Annotated in this window: 16 protein-coding genes and 1 pseudogene; 12 read left to right on the top strand and 5 right to left on the bottom strand. The window is 70.4% G+C overall.

Annotated features, from left to right (window positions below; genetic code table 11):
• Nucleotides 1–162 precede the first annotated feature (162 nt).
• Together ACWCP0_RS25545 and ACWCP0_RS25540 are read left to right on the top strand one after the other, a co-directional pair.
• The gene (locus ACWCP0_RS25545; RefSeq protein WP_451081199.1) at nucleotides 163–1,641 is read left to right on the top strand and encodes an amino acid permease; all 1,479 of its coding nucleotides are present in this window, start codon (nucleotides 163–165) and stop codon (nucleotides 1,639–1,641) included.
• Between the two features lie 63 nt (nucleotides 1,642–1,704).
• Nucleotides 1,705–3,231, top strand: coding sequence for an ArnT family glycosyltransferase (locus ACWCP0_RS25540; protein ID WP_451081116.1), 1,527 nt, complete (start codon nucleotides 1,705–1,707; stop codon nucleotides 3,229–3,231).
• On the opposite strand, the gene ACWCP0_RS25535 is transcribed toward ACWCP0_RS25540, so the two are convergent.
• On the bottom strand, nucleotides 3,189–3,593 hold the full coding sequence (locus tag ACWCP0_RS25535; protein WP_451081115.1) for an NTP pyrophosphohydrolase: 405 nt from the start codon (nucleotides 3,591–3,593) through the stop codon (nucleotides 3,189–3,191). The two genes, ACWCP0_RS25540 and ACWCP0_RS25535, sit on opposite strands and share 43 nt — an antisense overlap.
• A 114-nt stretch (nucleotides 3,594–3,707) precedes the next feature.
• On the opposite strand from ACWCP0_RS25535, the gene ACWCP0_RS25530 reads away from it, so the two are divergent.
• Nucleotides 3,708–4,865, top strand: coding sequence for a hypothetical protein (locus ACWCP0_RS25530; RefSeq protein ID WP_451081114.1), 1,158 nt, complete (start codon nucleotides 3,708–3,710; stop codon nucleotides 4,863–4,865).
• Between the two features lie 102 nt (nucleotides 4,866–4,967).
• Here ACWCP0_RS25530 and ACWCP0_RS25525 read toward each other — a convergent pair whose 3' ends face one another.
• Nucleotides 4,968–5,966, bottom strand: coding sequence for a hypothetical protein (locus tag ACWCP0_RS25525; protein WP_451081113.1), 999 nt, complete (start codon nucleotides 5,964–5,966; stop codon nucleotides 4,968–4,970).
• Between the two features lie 24 nt (nucleotides 5,967–5,990).
• Here ACWCP0_RS25525 and ACWCP0_RS25520 point away from each other — a divergent pair, with 24 nt between their 5' ends.
• The 5 genes from ACWCP0_RS25520 (at nucleotide 5,991) to ACWCP0_RS25500 (ending at nucleotide 12,747) form a co-directional block, all read left to right on the top strand.
• A complete protein-coding gene (locus ACWCP0_RS25520; RefSeq protein ID WP_451081112.1) occupies nucleotides 5,991–7,199 on the top strand; it encodes a CapA family protein in 1,209 nt (402 codons plus the stop codon).
• 190 nt (nucleotides 7,200–7,389) lie between these two features.
• Nucleotides 7,390–9,624: a HAMP domain-containing protein gene (locus ACWCP0_RS25515; RefSeq protein WP_451081111.1), complete on the top strand. Its 2,235-nt coding sequence runs from the start codon at nucleotides 7,390–7,392 to the stop codon at nucleotides 9,622–9,624.
• Between the two features lie 6 nt (nucleotides 9,625–9,630).
• Nucleotides 9,631–11,172: a poly-gamma-glutamate synthase PgsB gene (gene pgsB / locus ACWCP0_RS25510; RefSeq protein ID WP_451081110.1), complete on the top strand. Its 1,542-nt coding sequence runs from the start codon at nucleotides 9,631–9,633 to the stop codon at nucleotides 11,170–11,172.
• The gene (locus ACWCP0_RS25505; protein ID WP_351222110.1) at nucleotides 11,169–11,651 is read left to right on the top strand and encodes a poly-gamma-glutamate biosynthesis protein PgsC/CapC; all 483 of its coding nucleotides are present in this window, start codon (nucleotides 11,169–11,171) and stop codon (nucleotides 11,649–11,651) included. The genes pgsB and ACWCP0_RS25505 overlap by 4 nt, the downstream gene beginning before the upstream one ends.
• 22 nt (nucleotides 11,652–11,673) lie before the next feature.
• On the top strand, nucleotides 11,674–12,747 hold the full coding sequence (locus ACWCP0_RS25500; protein ID WP_451081109.1) for a C40 family peptidase: 1,074 nt from the start codon (nucleotides 11,674–11,676) through the stop codon (nucleotides 12,745–12,747).
• Between the two features lie 150 nt (nucleotides 12,748–12,897).
• Here ACWCP0_RS25500 and ACWCP0_RS25495 read toward each other — a convergent pair whose 3' ends face one another.
• The 3 genes from ACWCP0_RS25495 to ACWCP0_RS25485 all read right to left on the bottom strand — a co-directional run bounded on the left by ACWCP0_RS25495 (nucleotide 12,898) and on the right by ACWCP0_RS25485 (nucleotide 16,647).
• Entirely contained in the window at nucleotides 12,898–15,027 is a 2,130-nt protein-coding gene (locus ACWCP0_RS25495; RefSeq protein ID WP_451081108.1) for a 3-hydroxyacyl-CoA dehydrogenase NAD-binding domain-containing protein, read from the bottom strand.
• Nucleotides 15,024–16,250, bottom strand: coding sequence for a thiolase family protein (locus ACWCP0_RS25490; RefSeq protein ID WP_451081107.1), 1,227 nt, complete (start codon nucleotides 16,248–16,250; stop codon nucleotides 15,024–15,026). The genes ACWCP0_RS25495 and ACWCP0_RS25490 overlap by 4 nt, the downstream gene beginning before the upstream one ends.
• Nucleotides 16,251–16,374: 124 nt before the next feature.
• Nucleotides 16,375–16,647 carry a hypothetical protein gene (locus ACWCP0_RS25485; RefSeq protein ID WP_451081106.1) on the bottom strand — a complete coding sequence of 91 codons (273 nt, stop codon included), beginning with the start codon at nucleotides 16,645–16,647 and terminating at the stop codon, nucleotides 16,375–16,377.
• Between the two features lie 225 nt (nucleotides 16,648–16,872).
• Here ACWCP0_RS25485 and ACWCP0_RS25480 point away from each other — a divergent pair, with 225 nt between their 5' ends.
• The 4 genes and pseudogenes from ACWCP0_RS25480 to ACWCP0_RS25465 form a co-directional block, all read left to right on the top strand.
• A complete protein-coding gene (locus ACWCP0_RS25480) occupies nucleotides 16,873–17,385 on the top strand; it encodes a toxin-antitoxin system HicB family antitoxin (protein WP_451081105.1) in 513 nt (170 codons plus the stop codon).
• Nucleotides 17,386–17,467: 82 nt separating this feature from the next.
• Nucleotides 17,468–18,316, top strand: coding sequence for a DUF4097 family beta strand repeat-containing protein (locus ACWCP0_RS25475; protein WP_451081104.1), 849 nt, complete (start codon nucleotides 17,468–17,470; stop codon nucleotides 18,314–18,316).
• Nucleotides 18,317–18,390: 74 nt separating this feature from the next.
• Nucleotides 18,391–19,392 (top strand): ATP-binding cassette domain-containing protein, encoded by a 1,002-nt coding sequence (locus ACWCP0_RS25470; protein ID WP_451081103.1) that lies wholly within the window; start codon nucleotides 18,391–18,393, stop codon nucleotides 19,390–19,392.
• A pseudogene (locus ACWCP0_RS25465) lies at nucleotides 19,389–19,663 on the top strand (ABC transporter permease); the annotation flags it as partial. The gene ACWCP0_RS25470 and the pseudogene ACWCP0_RS25465, both read left to right, overlap by 4 nt.

The raw sequence follows: 19,663 nt of genomic DNA, 5'->3' as shown, positions 1-19,663 counted from the left end.
ATTGGGCCGGTCGGAGCACCCCAGGGGGTCTCCGGCCGGCCCGTTCGTGTGAAAGGCACCGGCAGCGCGGGCGCGTTTCCCCACCCCTCTCGATCATGGGCATACGGCCATGGGTACGGAGGTACGCCGGTGAGTACGGACCAGCAGTCAAGCGATTCCGGGATGTTCCGGACCAAGACGGTCGAACAGTCGATCCGGGACACCGAAGAACCCGAGCACGCGCTCAAGAAGTCCCTCTCGGCCTGGGATCTGACGGTCTTCGGCGTCGGCGTCATCATCGGCACCGGCATCTTCGTGCTCACCGGCAAGGTGGCCAAGGAGAACGCGGGACCGGCCACCGCGCTGGCCTTCGTCGCCGCGGGCATCGTCTGTGCGCTGGCCGCCCTCTGCTACGCCGAGTTCGCCTCCACCGTCCCGGTGGCCGGATCGGCGTACACGTTCGCGTACGCCTCCCTCGGTGAGCTGCCGGCCTGGATCATCGGCTGGGACCTGGTTCTCGAGTTCGCACTGGGCACGGCCGTCGTCGCCGTCGGCTGGTCCGGCTATGTGCGCTCACTCATGGACAACGTGGGGTGGCACATGCCGGCAGCGCTGTCCGGACCCGATGTGCCGGGAGGCAGCTTCGACGTCCTCGCCTTCGTGCTGGTCCTGGTGCTGACCGTGATCCTGGTGGTCGGCATGAAACTGTCCGCCCGCATCACCGCGATCGTCGTCGCCATCAAGGTGACGGTGGTCCTGATCGTGATCATCGCGGGTCTGTTCTTCATCGTGGGCGACAACTACTCGCCGTTCATCCCCCCGGCCACGTCCCCGCCCGGCGGCGTCTCCGGCTGGGACGCCCCGCTGATCCAGCTGATGTTCGGTTACGAACCCACCAACTTCGGCGTCATGGGCATCTTCACGGCCGCGTCGGTCGTTTTCTTCGCCTTCATCGGCTTCGACGTGGTGGCCACCGCCGCCGAGGAGACCAAACTCCCGCAGCGCGACATGCCGCGCGGCATCCTCGGCTCGCTCCTCATCTGCACCGTGCTCTACGTCGCGGTCGCGCTCGTCGTGACCGGCATGCAGCACTACTCCCAACTGTCCGTCAGCGCCCCGCTGGCCGACGCCTTCAAGTCCGTCGGCCATCCCTTCTACGCCGGTGTGATCAGTTTCGGCGCCGCCGTCGGCCTCACCACCGTGTGCCTGATCCTGCTTCTCGGGCAGACCCGGGTGTTCTTCGCGATGAGCCGCGACGGGCTCCTTCCGCGCTTCTTCTCCATCACCCACCCGAAGTTCAGGACCCCCTACCGCCCGACCATCCTGCTCGGCGTGATCATCTCCATCGTCGCCGGCTTCACGAGCATCAACGAGCTGGCGACCCTGGTGAACATCGGCACGCTCTTCGCGTTCGTCATGGTCGCCATCGGTGTGATGGTCCTGCGCCGCACCCGCCCCGATCTGCACCGCGCCTTCCGCACCCCGTGGGTCCCGTACATCCCGATCCTCTCGATCGCCGCGACGGTGTGGCTGATGCTCAACCTGCCGGGCGAGACCTGGTTCCGCTTCGCCGTCTGGATGGCCATCGGCATCGTCGTCTACTTCCTGTACGGGCGCGGCCACAGCCGTCTCGGCAAGGTGGGCAGGAAAGCCGTCTACTAGGGGTTCCGTTCGGCCCCGTATGTCCTGCTCAAGTGGGGCATACGGGGCCCCTAGTGTGAGCGCATGCTCGCCGAGCCGCCGCCATCGCTGCGGTACGCATCCGCACGCGCGTCCACGACCGCCGGCCCGGAGGGCCGGTCGGCCGGCTACTGGCGGCGACTGCTCCCCGTCCTCGCCGCCCTCGCCGTCGTCACCCGCCTGCCCTCCTTCCGGCATCCGCTGTGGAACCCGGACGAGGGCTACCTCGCCGTCCAGGCCCGCATACTCGCCGACGGGGGAGCGCTCTACGAGACCGTCGTCGACCGCAAACCGCCGCTGCTGCCCTGGCTGTACGAGCTGTGCTTCACGGTCTTCGGCGACGACTCGCTGCACCCGCTCAAGGTCCTCGCGATCCTCGCCCAGCTGCTCACCGCCGCGACCCTGGCCGCCACCGCCCGCGACCGCTGGGGCGACCGGGCCGGACGGACCGCGGGCGTGCTCTATCTGCTGGTGTCGATCGGGCTCAACCCCGAGGACGCGCAGGCGGCGACCTTCGAGATCTTCATGCTGCCGTTCACGGCCGCTGCGGTGTACTGCGCGGGCAGGGGCCGCTGGACGGGGGCGGGGCTCGCCGTCGCCGGGGCGTTCCTGGTGAAACAGACCGGCGGGGCCGTCCTCGTGCCCGTGCTGTGGCTCCTCTGGCACGGCTCACCGCTGCGCTCGACGCGGCGCTCACCGCAGCGAGCGGACCTGGTGCGGCTGGCCCTCGCCCTCGTGGTGCCCGTGCTCGGCGCGGCCCTGCTGACCGATCCTTCGGGCTTTCTCTTCTGGACGGTGACCGGCTCCGGCGCGTACGCCACCTTCACCGGCTCCGAACTCCACGTCCTCTTCCGGGCGCTGGCGAACACCGCACTGCTCTGCGCCGCCTGCGCCGGACTGATCCGGCCCGTCGTGCGCGTCGTACGGGTCGCCCGGGCCGGAGCCGTCGACCTCTGGCTGTGGCTGGCCGCGTCGGCGGTGGCCGTCCTCGCCGGCTTCCACTTCTTCGGCCACTACTATCTGCAGCTCCTGCCGCCGCTCACACTGCTCGCGTCGGCGGCCCTGCGGGTCCTGCCCCGCGACCGGCTCGCGACCGCGCTGCTCACCTCGGCCGCCGCCTGCGCGCTCTTCCTCGCCTGGGGCCTGCTGGCGCCCCGGCCCGAGCTCGCGCACGCGCACCGGCTCGCCGCCCAGCTGCAGCACCGCACGGCCCCCGAGGACCGGGTGCTGCTGTGGGGCATGCATCCGGAGACGTACTGGCTCGCCGACCGGACCCCCGCCAGCCGCTATCTCACCGCCGGGCTGCTCACCAACTACAGCGGCGGGCGCGACGGCCCTCAGGTGGGTGAGAAACACGGGGTCGCGGGCGCCTGGCCGGTCCTCGTGACCGAGCTCAGGGAGCATCCGCCGGCGCTGATCGTCGACGACTCGCGCGGCAAGCCGTACGCCCCCGAGCACCTGCCCACGCTGCGCCGGCTGCTGGCCGGGCGCTACGAGCCCCTCCCGGACCAGATCGACGGCGCGGTCCTCTACGTACGCTCGCCGGGATACGTACGCTCACCGGGAGGCTGACGTACGGTCCTGGGCCCGGCGCACACGGCCCCGAGGGCCTGGACCCGCTCGCGCAGCCCCCGGTCGGCGGTCACCACGACACGGGTACGGTCCGGGGCCGCGCGGACCAGCTCCACGATGTGGTCGTCACCGCTGCCGGGCGCCGACTCGACCCGCACCTCGGGAAGGCTCTCCACCCCCCGGGCCCTGCCCTCGACGACCAGCACCACCTCGGCCGGGCCCGGAAGTCCCGGAATGCCGTCCCGGGCGAACGGTACGAGTCCGTCACGTAGCCGCTCGGTGGCGCCGAAACGGTCCCGCCACCAGCCGTCCGGGACCGAGCCGACCACGTTCGCGGCATCGACGATCATGAGAATCCGCATGTCAGGAGGGTGTCACAGGGGAGTCGTCCGCCACGGGGATCCGGCGGTTCGGCAAGTGTTATCGTCACGTGAATCAAGCGCTCGCACAGCGCTCAGGGAAGGTGGCAACGGGCGATGGCACTGCGGTCTGCGCGGAGATCGAAGCGGCGGACGGACGAGGCCCAGCGGCCCGGGGATCAGTCGCGCCCCACGGTCCGGGCGACGCCGTCGCTCCCGTCGGACCCTTCCCTGCCGCCGACCGCCGGCTGGCTGCTGCGCGGCAAGGACGGCCGGCTCTCCGCGTACGCGCCGGGCGCCGAGGGTGTCCTGCGCTGGACCGAGACCCGGCCCGGCGGACCCGAGTGGGAGGGGCCGCAGATCTTCCCCGCGCCGGGCGTGCTGCCGTCCCTGGGCGTGGCGCAGGGCAGCGACGGCTATGCGCAGCTCGTCGGGCTGCGGCACACGCACTCGGCGGACGGCGAGCTCATCACGGATCTGGCGATGGCCATCCAGTACCAGTCGGGCCGCCCCATGCGCGAGTGGAGCACTTTCGGGACGCCGTACCCGAAGAGCAAGGAGCTCTCCGACCGGATCGGCCGGCCGTCGGCAGCCGTGGACACCAACGGTCTGCTCCATGCGTTCATACGCAACGCCGGCGGTGGCGTGTGCGGCCGCACGCAGCACGCCAACGGCCGCTGGGGCTCGTGGGCCGACCTCAAGGGCAGCAATGTGCTCGGTGTGCCGGCCGTGACGCTGACCGACGCAGGCGTCATGGAGGTCCTGGCCGTGTCCAAGGACCGGGTGCTGCGCTGGGTGCAGGAATCCCCGGGAGCCCTCTTCACGCGCGTCGACGACATCGAGGCCTCCGCGGTACCCGGCTCGCTGAGCGCCGAGCGCACCGGCCGCGGGCGGCTGACCCACTTCTGGCGCGAGGCCGCCACCGGCACCGTCCAGGCCTGGCGCGAGGGCATGGACGAGCCTCTCCCGCTGGGCGGCACCGGCGGTACGGGACCGGTCGCCCTGCTCCGTACGCCGGTCGACGGGCACGACTGCACGATCATGGCGCAGCTCGGCCCGGACGGGCGTCCTTCGCTGGCCGCGTACCCGACCGAGGACGAGTCGGCGGGCGCGGTGTGGACCACGACGGGGGAGCCGTGCGTCGGCGCCCCGGCGCTCGCGATCGACGGGAACGGACGCGTGGTGCTGGCCGCGTTCGGTGCCGACGGCACGCTGCGGGTGACGCGGCAGAAGGCCGGGTCGGGGGTCGCGATGGAGGCGTGGACGGCCGTCTGAGCCGTCTGCTGCCTGAGCCTTCTGCCGTCCGAGCCATCTGCCGTCCCGGTTCGGTGCCGTCTGCCGTCCGCGCCGGCTCAGGGCTTCCGGCCGGTCAGCCGGTCAGCCCGTGGGGCGGTCCGCCGCGTCGCCCATGGACCACGCCGCCGTGACAGCGGTGACAGCCTCCGCCGCGCGAGCAGCCTGGGCCCGGGAGGTACGGACCGTGTTGCTGAACTCGACGTGCAGGAAGGCGACCCCCTCCTCCGCCGCCTTGCGGCCCTGCACATTGGTCCTGCCCTCGAGCGGGCACGAGCGCACCCAGGCGCGGCACACGTCGAAGTCGCGTACGCGAAGGGCGTCGGCGAGGGCGCGCCCCTCGGGTCGTGCCACCTCGCCGTTGCCCGTGGAGGCGATGACGTCGTAGCGCGGCGCCGAGTCGTCGGCGAATCCGTGCAGCTGGAGGCCCGGCAGCCCTCGCCGGACGAGCTCGTCGCAGACGGCGTCGAAGACACTGTCGGTGCGGTGCGCCACATCGGCCGCGTCCTCGCGCCCCGCGCTGCGATGTGCTCCCGCGATCACCAGGATCCCGCCGCGCGAGCCTCGCAGCACGCTCACGCCGAGCCGCTCGGTGCGCTTGTCGGCGACGGGATGGGGCACCTGCACGGACCAGCGAGCAGATCTGTCCAGATCGACATAGACCCGCCCCCAGCCCCGGGGCGAGCGCGCGTCCTCGGTGCGGTCGGCGATCTCCGCGTACCGCCGTCCCGTGGCGCTGTCGGTGACGGTCCGGATCTCGAAGTCCACGTCGGACAGCTGCTCCCGGGCCTGTTCGCGATCGCCGTCGAGGAGCAGCCCGACGCCCCGCGCGACCGCCCGCCGGTCGTCGCGTGACGGACGGCGATAGCCGCTGTCCTCACCGAACCGCGACGTGTACTCCCCGATCCGGCGCTCCAGGTCGACCGCTTCGGTGGACCCCTGGGTCCGGCTGTCGGCGGACCGTTTACCCTCTGGGGAGCCGGTGCTTGGGGCGAGGGTGAAGAGGAGCCCGGTGAGCAGAGTGGCCGCAACGACGATCGTCGTTGTCGCTATTGCTATCGTCTTGCTCCGGTTCGCGGTCATAGTCATACAAAGATATCCAGGGTGATGAAACGCTCTTCGCGCCGGTCGCTGACGACCTGTATAGCCATACTCGCGCTGCTCGGGGGTACCGCCGCCTGCGGTCCCTTCGGCTCGGACGACGAGAAGGCGGCCGCGGACAGCGGCAGCCCCACCTTCACGGTCGCAGCCGCCGGTGACATCCTCATTCATCCACAGCTGACCGACCAGGCGCGCAAGGATGCCAAGGCCACCGGCAAGGGCGTGAAGGGGATCGACTTCGAACCGCTGATGGCCGGTGTCAAGCCCGTCATCAGCAAGGCCGACCTGGGCATCTGCCACTTCGAGCCGGTCGTGGGCAAGCCCGAGGGACCGTTCCAGAGTTACCCGGCCTTCCTCGTCCCGCCGCAGATCACCACCGCCGTCAAGAGCGTCGGCTACGACATCTGCTCCACGGCGTCCAACCACACACTCGACCACGGATACCCCGGTGTCGTCCGCACCCTGGACGCCATGGACGCTGCGGGCCTGAAGCACACCGGCTCGTTCCGCAACGCGGCGGAGGCGGCGAAGACGGCCATCGTGGACGTGAAGGGTGTCAAGGTCGCCCAGATCTCGTACGCCTTCGGCTTCAACGGCTTCGAGATCCCCGAGGACAAGCCCTGGCTGGTCAACCAGACCGACTTCAAGGCGATCGCCGCGGCCGAGAAGAAGGCGCGCAAGGACGGCGCCGACGTGGTGATCCTGAGCATCCACTGGGGGCGCGAGCACTGGCCGAACCCGAGCCGCTCGCAGATCAAGCTCGGCCGCAAGCTCGCCAGGGAGACGGGTATCGACCTGATCATCGGCCATCACGCCCATGTCGTACAGCCGATGGAGAAGGTCGACGGCACCTGGATCGCGTACGGACTCGGCAATCAGGTCGCCCGGCACGACGTGCCGAGCGGGCTCACCGAGGAAGGTGCCATCGGCTGGTTCGAGTTCACGAAGCGGGGCGGCAGCTGGGACGTCCAGGCCAAGTACGTGCCGACCTTCGTGGATATCCCGCCGGATCCAGATGAATCGGGCAAATTGCCCGAAGGGGCGGTCGAGGACCACCGGTTGATCGATGTCGCCGCCGCCCTTCGGGACGGTGACGGTCTCAGCAAGGAGCAGACCGCCCGCTACCGACTGGCCTTCGAGCGCACCGAGGGCACGATGCTCAATCGCGGTGCGGCGAAGGACGGTCTGCAGCCGCTGGAAGAGCTTCCCGACTGAGCCGCTGTCGGCTGGATCACATTTTTTCGCATTCATACAACCGTTGTCGCATTGGCGCGGTCACATGTTCCCGGTCCGCCCTTTTTCGAGTGTGAGGGCGCGCGCCTGCACGCCGTGAACTCCACGAGAGGAGCCCCCGTTGGCCGCTTCGCCCTCGAAGCGGCGGCACAAGGTCCGCCGAAGAGCCGACATGTCCTTGTTGGGCGGCATACGTCCACCTATCGCCGTACTGTCTGTTCTGCTTCTCGCCCTGGCGGGCATCACCGCCCTCTCTCTCGGCCGCGTCGGTGACGACCCCATCCCGAAGGCCGTTCTGACCTCCCAGCAGCACTTCGCCGAGGACGGCGCCATCGGCATGCGCGCCTCCATCGACGAGAGCGTCACGGACCTCACACGCACCGCGGAGTTGTTCAACGCCGCGGAGCCCGTGTCCGCCGACGCCGTCCTGGACAAGATCGGCAACGTCTACCAGAAGTGGCTGGGCACGGCCGTCGTCGAGATCAAGTCGGGCAAACTGCTCGCCGCCCGTGGTGAGAACGTGCCGCTGACCGCCATCGACCGCTCCAAGCTCGGCGGCGAGAACGGCCTCGCACCCCGCATGGTCCGGCTCCCCAACGGCGAGACCCGGCTGCTGTCCTTCGCCCTGCTCACCTGGCAGGGCGAACCGCAGAAGCTGCTGGTCGCCTCCAGCGGCCTGAAGTTCCCCGGCATCAGCCTCGGTGGCTTCCGCGCCATCGCCGTCATCGACCAGGACGGCCACGTTCTCAGCCAGGACGGCATCCCCGAGCCCGAGCAGGTCCTCACCGACCTCCAGCGCGAGGAGGTCGCGGAGTCCAAGGAGCAGCTGAAGAAGTTCGCCGCGATCGCCGCCGAGAAGGCCGAGCAGCACCCCGTCAAGGCGAAGGAGCCGGGCTCCGGCGGCTTCCGTGGGGTGAGCGGCAGTCTCACGGGTGGCATCTACCTCGGCGACCGCTCGCTCGCCGGATACGCCACGATGGCCGCGCCCCAGGCCGGCGAGACGACCGTCGCCACCGGGCTCGGCCTCACCGTCGTGGCGATGGTCAAGGTCGCAGAGGACCCCGCAGGCACCAGCAGCCCGCTCTTCGGACTCCTGGCCGCGGGCGCCCTGCTCCTCATCGGTGGCATCACCGTCGCCCTGCTCCTCGGCACCGTGCAGCGTCCGCTGATCCGGCTGTTCCTCGAGAGCCGCCGCCTCACACGAGGCGACCTCACACGCCCGGTGAGCGCACCCAGGTACGGCGAGACCGCGCGGATCGGCGCTGCCCTGGAACGGCTGCGCCGCCAGCTCCTCGGCGAGCCCGCCGACGCCGACGCACCGGCGACGCCCGCGCGGCGCCGCTTCGGCGCCACCACCCTGCTCGCCGTCTGCGGGGTGATCCTGCTCGTCTGGTCGGCACCGCTCCTGCTGCTGCTCAACCGCGCCGGTGACTCGGTCGTCGTACCGCAGCAGATCGTCAACGACCAGCGGGAGCGCACCGACACGCTCACCGACCGGGTGCGCCGCGCACTCAACGAGGGCCACGCCGACCTCGCGTCGGTCGCGTCCCTCATCGGCGACCGCACCAAGCCGTCCCAGATGACCGAGGTCCTGGAGCGCACGGCGAACCAGCACCTTCGGTACCAGTCGCTGTACGTCCTCGACGCCGACGGCCGGGTCCTCGCCCAGGCGGGCGGCGACCCGCGCAGCCCCGCGGGCAAGGGCCCCGCCCCCGAGCCGATCCGGGTCCTCGACGACCAGGGTGCGGAGCCGGTGATCATCGGTACGGCGGAGGTGCCCGGCCGGCAGGGCGCCGCCGTGGTCGGCGAGTTCCGGATCGACTTCCTGAACTCCCTGCTCAAGCGGCCGGGGCTCGGCGCCGTCCGTGTCGTCGACGCGGAGCGTCGCGTCATCGCCGGCAACACCGGCTACCTCGCCTTCGAGGGACTGCCCAGCGGCCGTCTCGACGCCTTCGTCGAAGGCACCAACCAGAAGGTGGGCATGAGCCCGCGCCCCAGCGGCGTCCTCTACCGGGACGGCGGCGACATCCAGATCGCCGCAGCCGCGCCCTTCGTGGGCGGCGGCGCCGCCAAGTCCCTCGGCTGGACCGTGGTGAGCTGGCAGCCCGCGTCCGGACTCGCCATCGCCGAGTACCACCTCCAGAACCGCACGGTCCTCGCCGGGCTGCTGGGCATCACCGCGGCCACCGCCTGCCTGGGCTGGCTGTACATCGTCGTCGTACGCCCCCTGCGCACCCTCGCCGCCCAGGCGGAGGCGCTCGCGGACGGCGACCGGCGCACCGTTCTCTATCCGCGACACCACGACGAGGTCGGCGCCGTCGTCCGCAGCCTTGAGCTCATCCGGCAGCAACTGCCGGCCCAGCAGCGCAAGCGCGACGCGGCGACGTCCCTCGCCGGAAGGAACTGACCCGGCATGCTCTTCCTCTACACCGTGCTGGTGGTGTGCAGTGGCATCCTCCTGATCGCGGGGATCGTCGAGCAGCGGCGCCACTTCGTCAATCTGGAGCACATACCGACGCGGGTCCTGGTCAACGGCATCCGCGGCAAGTCCTCGATCACCCGGCTGTGCGCGGGCGCGCTGCGCGGCGGCGGGCTGACCACGGTCGCCAAGACGACCGGGACGGCGGCCCGCTTCATCCATCCGGACGCCACCGAGGAGCCGGTCTACCGCAAGTTCGGCATCGCCAACGTCGTCGAGCAGATCGGCATCGTGCGCCGGGCCGCCGCGTACCACCCGGACGCCCTGGTGATGGAGTGCATGGCCGTCATGCCGGCCCTCCAGGAGATCAACCAGTCCAAGCTCATCCGCTCCACGATCGGCGTCCTGTGCAACGTCCGCGAGGACCACGTCGCCGAGATGGGCCCGACCCTCGACGACATCGCCCGCTCGCTGTCCCGCTCGATGCCGCACGGCGGCATCTGCGTCACCGCGGAGAAGGAGCGCTTCCACGTCCTCCAGGAGGAGGCCGACGCCCGGGACTGCAAGCTCGTCTACGCCGACCCCGAGATGGTCACCGACGAGGAGCTGCGCGGCTTCGGCTGGTTCACCTTCAAGGAGAACGTGGCGATCGCGCTCGTCGTCGCCGAGCTGCTGGGCGTCGACCGCAAGACCGCGCTGCAGGGCATGTACGACGCGCCGCCGGACCCGGGTGTCCTCTCCGTCGAGCGGTACGTCGCGCCGGGCGGCAAGCGGCTGCGCTTCGCCAACGTCTTCGCGGCCAACGACCCCGAGTCGACGCTGATGAACATCAACCAGCTCCTCGATCTCGGCGCGATCAGCCGTCCGCTGAACGTGGTCATCAACTGCCGGCCCGACCGCGTCGAACGCAACGGCCAGATGGGGCAGATCGTCCCGGACCTGCAGCCGGACAAGGTGTTCGTCATCGGCCACCCGGCCAAGAGCGCCATCGACGCGATCCCCGCCGAATGGCGCGACCGTGCCGTCGACCTCGGTGGCGACGGCCGCGACGGCGAGGAGTTCATGCACGAGCTGCTCGGCCACCTCGGCCCGGATTCCTCCCTCGTCGCCATCGGCAACATCCACGGCCAGGGCGAGCTGCTCCTCGAGCACCTGGCGGAACTCCCGGCCGACGACAGCGCCGCCGAACCGGCCGCCGTGTCCGCGCCGGTCGCTGTCGCTGCGGCAGCGACCGCGCCCGCGGACCCCTCCGAGACCATGCAGCTGTACGCGCCGCGGCTCGACCCGTACCAGCAGTACTCCGAGGCGTACGAGAGCAGGTATGCGCCCCGGCCTCAGGTGCCCCAGGCATACCAAGTGCCTCAGGCCCACGCACCTCAGGCGCCTCAGGCGCCTCAGGCGCCCCAGGCGCCCCATGTGCCCGTACAGCGCGGAGCCGAACAGGAGCGGCCCCGCGGCCTCTTCGAGCCCCGCGTCACCCCGACACCCCCCGCCGACGACCCGCAGCAGTGGTACAGCCCAGGAGACCAGCGTTGATCCCCTCCGTCCTCACCCCCGAGATCGCCGCGGTCGGCATCGCCCTCGGGCTGCTCTTCTCCCTGGTCTGCTACCTGACGACCAACCTCTCGCCCGGGGGCATGATCACCCCGGGCTGGCTCGCGCTCACCCTCGTCGAGGACCTGCAGCGCGCCGCGATGGTCGTCGGCGTCACCGTCCTCGCGTACGTCTGCACGCTGCTGCTGCAGCGCTACGTGATCCTCTACGGCAAGCGGCTGTTCGCGGCGGTCGTGCTCACCGGCGTGATCCTGCAGGCCACGGTGATGATCGTGCTCTCGCTCGAATTCCCGCTGATGTACAGCAACCAGACGCTCGGATTCATCGTTCCCGGCCTGATCGCCTACCAGCTCGTGCGCCAGCCCAAGGGCCCGACGCTGCTCGCCACCGGTTCGGTGACGCTCATGGCCTATGTCGTTCTCACCGCCGGGATCCTCCTCGGCGTCATGCCGTCCGCCTGACCGCCCCACCGGAGCCGACCTCATGAGTGCCAAGAAGAAGACCAGCCCCGCCCTGCACGCGGCGGTCGTGATCGGGCTGCTCGCGAGCAGCGCGTACCTGACCGTCGAACTCCGGAAGGAGGAGCAGGCCAAGGCCCCGGCCATCCAGGCCGTCACCGACACCCCGCTGCTCGAGTCCAGCAGCGGCCAGATGAGCGGCAAGCAGACCTGGGAGCGCCTGAAGAACCCGGAGCGTTCGGTGCTGCGGGGCGAGGGCGGCCAGGTCCTCGCCACCTTCACGGACAACGCCCGCACCGCGACCCTCAAGGGCCCGAGCCGCACCTTCACCGAGGCCGCCAACACCAAGTCGCGTGTCGTGACCGAGGACTGGGTGCGGCTCATGCCGGAGCCGTGGCGCAAGGGCGCCGAGAAGGAGCAGTGGTTCAAGGACTGGTTCAAGGAGTACTACGGCAGCGAGGAGGACGACATCTTCGCGACCGCCTTCCAGTACGTCGAGGGCGCCCCGGTCAAGAAGGACGACGAGGGCATCGCCTACGCCGGTGACGCCGCGTTCGGCCCGCTCAACCCGAACGGCAGCGCGGGCAACGACCTGCGCGAGGAACTGTCCGACTTCTACGACTACCTCGGCATCCCGTACAGCTTCCGCGACGGCACGGGCAAGCAGCCCGAGGCCAAGCGTGCCCGCTCCGTCGACTGCTCGGGATTCATGCGGCTGGTGTGGGGTTACCGCGCCCGCTACCCGCTCGCCTCCTCGGACACCACGGGCGACGGCCTGCCGCGTACGGCGAACGGCATGGCCCGCTCCGACGCCGGCACCGAGGTCATCCCCCTGAAGGGCGTGGGCGCGGCGGACCGTCCCAAGTCGATCGACGTGCTCCAGCCGGGCGACCTCGTCTTCTTCAAGCTGGACGCCCGTACCAAGAGCCGCCTCGACCACGTCGGGATCTACCTGGGCCACGACAGCGACGGCCACAAGATCTTCATCTCCAGCCGGGAGGAAGTGAACGGCCCGACGATCGGCGACAAGGGCGGTACGTCCCGGCTGGACGGGAACGGCTACTACGCCACCACGCTGCGCAGCGCGAAGCGGCTGTAGCGGCCGGCAGGGCGCCCCGGGCGTCGGGCCGCCGGGTACGCGCCCGGCGTCGTCGGCGCCGTCGCCCGGTCGTCGGGCCGGGCAGGCGGAAGGGCCGTACGGGACGGATCCCGTACGGCCCTTCGCCGTGCTGTCAGGCGGTGTCGTGCCTTACGCGGGCACGCTCGCGACGCCCTGCGCCAGGAACTTCTTGCCGTTCACGCGCTCGCTGACGCCCTCGCGGTCCAGGTAGGGCGTGATACCGCCCAGGTGGAAGGGCCAGCCGGCACCGGTGATCAGGCAGAGGTCGATGTCCTGCGCCTCGGCGACGACACCCTCCTCCAGCATCAGCCCGATCTCCTGCGCGACCGCGTCCAGGACGCGGGCGCGGACCTGCTCCTCCGTCAGGACCGTGTCGCCCTGCTTGAGCAGCGCGGCGACCTCGGGGTCGAGCTCCGGCTTCCCGGAGTCGTACACGTAGAAGCCCCGCTTGCCCGCCTCGACGACCGCCTTGAGGTTCGGGGACACCGTGAAGCGCTCCGGGAAGGCGCGGTTCAGGGTCTCGGAGACGTGCAGACCGATGGCCGGGCCGACCAGCTCCAGCAGGACCAGCGGCGACATCGGGAGCCCGAGGGGCTCGATGGCCTTCTCGGCGGTGGCGACCGGGGTGCCCTCGTCGATGACGTTCTGGATCTCGCCCATGAAGCGGGTCAGGATGCGGTTCACGACGAACGCCGGGGCGTCCTTCGTCAGCACCGCGGTCTTCTTCAGCTTCTTGGCGACGCCGAAGGCCGTGGCCAGCGAGGCGTCGTCCGTCTTCTCACCGCGGACGATCTCCAGCAGCGGGAGCACCGCGACCGGGTTGAAGAAGTGGAAGCCGACCACGCGCTCCGGGTGCTGGAGCTTGGAGGCCATCTCGGAGACCGACAGCGAGGAGGTGTTGGTGGCGAGGATCGCGTGCGCCGGGGCGACCGCCTCGACCTCCGCGAACACCTTCTGCTTGACGGACATCTCCTCGAACACGGCCTCGATGATGAAGTCCGCGTCCGCGAAGCCCTCGGCCTTGTCCAGGACACCGGTGACCAGGGCCTTGAGACGGTTGGCCTTGTCCTGGTTGATCCGGCCCTTGCCCAGCAGCTTCTCGATCTCGGCGTGGACGTAGCCCACACCCTTGTCGACGCGCTCCTGGTCGATGTCCGTGAGGACGACCGGGACCTCCAGGCGGCGCAGGAACAGCAGCGCCAGCTGAGAGGCCATCAGACCGGCGCCGACGACACCGACCTTGGTGACCGGGCGGGCCAGGCTCTTGTCCGGGGCACCGGCGGGACGCTTGCCGCGCTTCTGCACCAGGTTGAAGGCGTAGATGCCGGAGCGCAGTTCGCCGCCCATGATGAGGTCGGCGAGCGCGGTGTCCTCGGCGTCGAAGCCCTTCTGGAGGTCGCCGTCCTTGGCCGACTCGATGATGTCGAGGGCGCGGTACGCGGCCGGGGCCGCGCCGTGCACCTTGGAGTCGGCGATGAACCGGCCGCGGGCGACGGCCTGGTCCCAGGCCGCACCGCGGTCGATCTCCGCGCGCTCGACCGCGATCTCGCCCTTGAGGACGGACGCCGTCCAGATCAGCGACTGCTCCAGGAAGTCGGCGCCCTCGAAGATCGCGTCGGCGATGCCGAGCTCGAAGACCTGCGCGCCCTTGAGCTGCTTGTTCTGGTTGAGCGAGTTCTCGATGACGACCGAGACCGCGCGGTCGGCGCCGATCAGGTTCGGCAGGATCGTGCAGCCGCCCCAGCCCGGCACCAGGCCGAGGAAGACCTCGGGGAGCGAGAAGGCCGGCAGGGCCTTGGACACGGTGCGGTAGGTGCAGTGCAGACCGACCTCGACACCGCCGCCCATCGCCGCGCCGTTGTAGTACGCGAACGTCGGGACGGCGAGGGAGGCGAGCCGCTTGAAGACGTCGTGGCCGCCCTTGCCGATGGCGAGCGCGTCCGCGTGCTGCTTGAGCAGCTCGACGCCCTTGAGGTCGGCGCCGACGGCGAAGATGAACGGCTTGCCGGTGATGCCGGCGCCGACGATGTCACCGTTCGCGGCCTCGGCCTCGACCTGGTCGATCGCGGTGTTGAGGTTCGCGAGGGACTGCGGGCCGAAGGTGGTCGGCTTGGTGTGGTCGAAGCCGTTGTCCAGCGTGATGAGGGCGAACCTGCCCGCGCCGCCGGGGAGGTCGAGGTGGCGCACGTGCGCCTGCGTGACGACCTCGTCCGGGAACAGCTCGGCCGCACCCTTCAAGAGCTCAGCGGTGGTGCTCACTTGTTGCCTCCGGCGTCCTTGTGGTGCGGGTTCTCCCAGATCACCGTGGCGCCCATGCCGAAGCCGACGCACATGGTGGTGAGGCCGTAACGGACCTCCGGCTGCTCCTCGAACTGCCGCGCCAGCTGCGTCATCAGACGCACGCCGGAGGAGGCGAGGGGGTGACCGAACGCGATGGCGCCGCCGTACTGGTTGACGCGGGCGTCGTCGTCGGCGATGCCGTAGTGCTCGAGGAAGGCCAGGACCTGGACGGCGAAGGCCTCGTTGATCTCGAAGAGGTTGATGTCCTCGATCGAGAGGCCGGCCTTGGCGAGGGCCTTCTCGGTCGCCGGGATCGGGCCGTAGCCCATGACCTCGGGCTCGACGCCGACGAAGGCGTACGAGACGAGGCGCATCTTGACCGGGAGGTTGTGCTCGCGGGCGAAGTCCTCGGAGGCGATGATCGAGGCGGTGGCGCCGTCGTTCAGGCCCGCGGCGTTACCGGCCGTGACGCGGCCGTGGACGCGGAACGGGGTCTTCAGACCGGAGAGGTTCTCCAGGGTCGTGCCCGGGCGCATCGGCTCGTCGGCGGTGACCAGGCCCCAGCCGGTCTCGCCGGCCTCGGGGCTCGTGCGGCGCACCGAGATCGGGACGAGGTCCTGCTGGATCTTGCCGTTGGCGTACGCCTTGGCGGCCTTCTCCTGCGAGCGCACGGCGTACTCGTCGGCGCGCTGCTTGGTGATCTGCGGGTAGCGGTCGTGCAGGTTCTCCGCGGTCATGCCCATGAAGAGGGCCGACTCGTCGACGAGCTTCTCCGACACGAAACGCGGGTTCGGGTCGACGCCCTCGCCCATCGGGTGGCGGCCCATGTGCTCGACGCCACCGGCGATGACGGCGTCGTACGCGCCGAACGCGATCGACCCGGCGGTGGTGGTGACGGCGGTGAGCGCGCCGGCGCACATGCGGTCGATCGAGTAGCCGGGGACCGACTGCGGCAGCCCGGCGAGGATGCCGGCGGTGCGGCCCAGGGTCAGACCCTGGTCGCCGATCTGCGTGGTCGCGGCGATGGCGACCTCGTCGATCTTCGCGGGGTCGAGACCCGGGTTGCGGCGCAGCAGCTCCCGGATGGCCTTCACGACAAGATCGTCGGCGCGGGTCTCGTGGTAGATGCCCTTCGGGCCCGCCTTGCCGAACGGGGTGCGGACGCCGTCGACGAAGACGACGTCCCTGACGGTACGAGGCACGATGGCTCTCCTCCAGGGTGCGGGATGGCACTGCTGCGGGCGCACGGCTAAGCGCGCGCTTGCTTCCCTCATGCTACTTGTGGGTAACCACGTTGCCCACCCCCTGCGGCGGGAGCGGTGAAGGTCACACGTGACGCTCCGGGCGTGTCCGGCGCTGCGGGGTGCGCGGTGTCGGCCGGTGCCGTGACGGCGGCGGCTCGGTGTCTGCGCGGTGGCGATCGACGACGGGTGTACGCAGGACGTGCCAGGGCAGCAGCGGCTCTTCGAGGCCGGTCTCGGCGGCGTACGCGGCAAGCCCTTCGTCGTGGACAGGGGCGTCGTCCGGGTTGAGGTCGGGTGGGCTCGGCCCGGTGGCAGACCGTGCGGCGGGGCAGGCCACCTTCTTGCGACATCGCATGGCATCACATGACGTCGGATGGCGCGGCTTGGTGCCATCCGGTGTCGCCAGGTGCCGCCCGGCGCCATTCCACGCTCCCGAATGCACATGAGTACGCATGGCGCCACAATCACTCAGCTAGGTGCCAGTATGTTTTCGCAGGTCAGGGTGAGTGCGTCAGATACCGAACCAGAGATGTCACCTCACGGCTTGCGCATGGCGCCATTGTGGTGCCATGATGGCGTCATGGACCTCACTCCGTATGTCGACACCCTCCGCCGCGAACTCGCGGTGGCCGCCGAAGCCGGCGGCGACGAAGCCCGCGAGCTGGCAGAGAGGCTCACCGCTCCCCTGGAGTCGGCGGTCCGGTTGATCATGCTCAATGTGCTCTCCGCCGCGACGGACGAGATCACCCGCGAACTCGCTCCCGGCTCGGTCGACGTACGGCTGCGCGGGCTCGACCCCGACTTCGTGGTGACACCGCCGCCCACCGACGGCGGCGCCCCCGCGGAGCCGGCCGCGCCCGTCGAACCGCTCAAGACCCCGGCCGACGGCGAGGAGGGCGGCACCGCCCGCGTCAACCTGCGCCTGCCGGCCCACCTCAAGGCCCGCGCCGAGGAGGCCGCGGCCCGCGAGGGCCTGTCGGTCAACGCGTGGCTGGTGCGCGCCGTGTCGGCCGCGGTCGACGGCGGCACCCGGCCGCGTGCGACGGAGAAGACCCGGACCGTCGGACAGAGCTTCACGGGCTGGGTGCGCTAGCCGCGCCCCCGCCCGCACCACGTATCCCACACCACGTCCCACCAGCGGGGACGACCCAAGGACTCATGAGGACGGGACAGCCATGCCTTCTTTCGACACTCCCGAACCGATCTCGGCCACGGCGCACGTGGAAGCCGGTTCCATCCAGTTCACCGCGGGCGACCGCCGCGACACCGTCGTCGAGGTGCAACCCCGCGACCCGAAGAAGGACCAGGACGTACGGGCGGCCGACCAGACCGAGGTCACGTACGCGAGCGGTGTACTGACCGTCAGGACGCCCAAGCCCAATCTGCTCGGCCTCGGCCGCACCGGCACCGTCGACGTGACGGTCGAACTGCCCACGGGCTCGCGCATCGACATGACCGGTGCCTGGGTCCAGGTGCTCGGCGAGGGCCGGCTCGGCGAGGTCCGCGTCAAGACCTCGTCCGGCGACGTCCGCCTCGACACGACCGGCCCGCTGCAACTGACCGCGTCGCACGGCTCGATCACCGTGGACCGGGTCGAGGGCATGGCCGAGATCACCACCAGCTCCGGCAGCCTGCGCGTCGGCCTCGTCGACGGCCCCGCCGTCCTGAAGAACTCGCACGGCACCACGACCGTCGGCGCCGCGACCGGCGAGCTGCGGGTGAGCGGCGCCAACGGCGACATCGAGATCCGGCGCGCCGAGGACTCGGTCACCGCCACCACCGCCCACGGCACCCTGCGCGTGGACGAAGTGGCCCGCGGCACCGTCCAGTTGGAGACCTCCTACGGCGCCATCGACGTCGGCGTCCGCGAGGGCACCGCCGCCTGGCTCGACGTCAGCTCGGGCTCCGGCCAGGTGCGCAACACGCTCACCGCGTCCGAGACCCCGGAGAAGACCGAGGACGCCGTCAAGGTCCGCGCCCGCACCCGGCACGGCAACATCGACGTCCGCCGCGCCAAGGCCTGAGCGCCTCCATACCCCGCACCACCTTCAACTCGCCCACTCCCCCTGCCACTTCAGCCTTCGAACGGGAGGGTTCCATGCCTTCTTCTGTCATGCCCACATCCAGGCAGGGCGACGGTCACCCGTCGCCGGCCGCCGTCTCCACCGTCGGTCTGCGCAAGTCGTACGGCGACAAGACCGTCCTCGACGGCATCGATCTGCGCATCCCGGCCGGGTCCGTGTTCGCGCTCCTCGGGCCCAACGGCGCCGGCAAGACCACCGCCGTGAAGATCCTGTCCACGCTCATCGCCGCCGACGGCGGGCAGGCCCAGGTCGCGGGCCACGACGTCGCGACGTCACCGGACGGGGTGCGTGCCGCGATCGGCGTCACCGGGCAGTTCTCCGCCGTCGACGGGCTGATCACCGGCGAGGAGAACATGCTCCTCATGGCGGACCTGCACCACCTGTCCAAGCGCGAGGGGCGGCGGGTCACCGCCGAGCTGCTGGAGCGCTTCGACCTGGTGGAGGCGGCATCGAGGCCCGTCTCCACCTACTCCGGCGGCATGAAGCGCCGTCTCGACATCGCCATGACGCTGGTCGGCAATCCGCGGATCATCTTCCTCGACGAGCCGACCACCGGCCTCGACCCGCGCAGCCGCCACAACATGTGGCAGATCATCCGCGAACTGGTCTCCGACGGGGTGACCGTCTTCCTCACCACCCAGTACCTGGAGGAGGCCGACGAACTCGCCGACCGTATCGGCGTGCTGAACGGCGGGAAGATCGTCGCCGAGGGCACCGCCGACGAGCTGAAGCGGCTCATCCCGGGCGGGCACGTCCGACTCCGCTTCACCGACCCGGCCGCATACCAGTCCGCCGCCGTCGCCCTGCGCGAGGTCACCCGCGACGACGAGGCGCTGGCGCTGCAGATCCCCTCGGGCGGCAGCCAGCGTGAGCTGCGCTCCATCCTCGACCGGCTGGACGCGGCCGGCGTCGAGGCGGACGAGCTGACCGTGCACACCCCCGACCTCGACGACGTGTTCTTCGCCCTGACCGGCGGCACCAAGGTCCCCAACCAGTCCAAGGAGACTGTCCGATGAGCGCCTTCTCCCTCGCCGTACGCGACTCGAACACGATGCTGCGCCGCAACCTGCTGCACGCCCGGCGCTACCCGTCCATGACCCTGCAACTGCTGCTCACGCCGATCATGCTGCTGCTGCTCTTCGTCTACATCTTCGGAGACGTGATGAGCGCGGGCATCGGTGGCGGCGGCGCCGACCGCTCCGACTACATCGCCTATATCGTCCCGGGCCTGCTGATGATGACCATCGGCAGCACCGTGATCGGGGCCGCGATCTCCGTCTCCATGGA

It is taken from the genome of Streptomyces sp. NPDC001970, from assembly GCF_053594115.1.
This window is presented reverse-complemented; position numbering and strand designations above follow the sequence as displayed.

What these genes read in the sequence shown, in the direction of transcription:
- ACWCP0_RS25535 (WP_451081115.1), bottom strand. Translation starts at nt 3,593, where the DNA reads ATGCGGATTCTCATGATCGTCGATGCCGCGAACGTGGTCGGCTCGGTC.
- ACWCP0_RS25475 (WP_451081104.1), top strand. Translation starts at nt 17,468, where the DNA reads ATGCCTTCTTTCGACACTCCCGAACCGATCTCGGCCACGGCGCACGTG.
- ACWCP0_RS25525 (WP_451081113.1), bottom strand. Translation starts at nt 5,966, where the DNA reads ATGACCGCGAACCGGAGCAAGACGATAGCAATAGCGACAACGACGATC.
- ACWCP0_RS25520 (WP_451081112.1), top strand. Translation starts at nt 5,991, where the DNA reads ATGAAACGCTCTTCGCGCCGGTCGCTGACGACCTGTATAGCCATACTC.
- ACWCP0_RS25515 (WP_451081111.1), top strand. Translation starts at nt 7,390, where the DNA reads ATGTCCTTGTTGGGCGGCATACGTCCACCTATCGCCGTACTGTCTGTT.
- ACWCP0_RS25545 (WP_451081199.1), top strand. Translation starts at nt 163, where the DNA reads ATGTTCCGGACCAAGACGGTCGAACAGTCGATCCGGGACACCGAAGAA.
- ACWCP0_RS25470 (WP_451081103.1), top strand. Translation starts at nt 18,391, where the DNA reads ATGCCTTCTTCTGTCATGCCCACATCCAGGCAGGGCGACGGTCACCCG.
- ACWCP0_RS25480 (WP_451081105.1), top strand. Translation starts at nt 16,873, where the DNA reads ATGGACCTCACTCCGTATGTCGACACCCTCCGCCGCGAACTCGCGGTG.
- ACWCP0_RS25540 (WP_451081116.1), top strand. Translation starts at nt 1,705, where the DNA reads ATGCTCGCCGAGCCGCCGCCATCGCTGCGGTACGCATCCGCACGCGCG.
- ACWCP0_RS25500 (WP_451081109.1), top strand. Translation starts at nt 11,674, where the DNA reads ATGAGTGCCAAGAAGAAGACCAGCCCCGCCCTGCACGCGGCGGTCGTG.
- ACWCP0_RS25530 (WP_451081114.1), top strand. Translation starts at nt 3,708, where the DNA reads ATGGCACTGCGGTCTGCGCGGAGATCGAAGCGGCGGACGGACGAGGCC.
- ACWCP0_RS25485 (WP_451081106.1), bottom strand. Translation starts at nt 16,647, where the DNA reads ATGCGATGTCGCAAGAAGGTGGCCTGCCCCGCCGCACGGTCTGCCACC.
- pgsB (WP_451081110.1), top strand. Translation starts at nt 9,631, where the DNA reads ATGCTCTTCCTCTACACCGTGCTGGTGGTGTGCAGTGGCATCCTCCTG.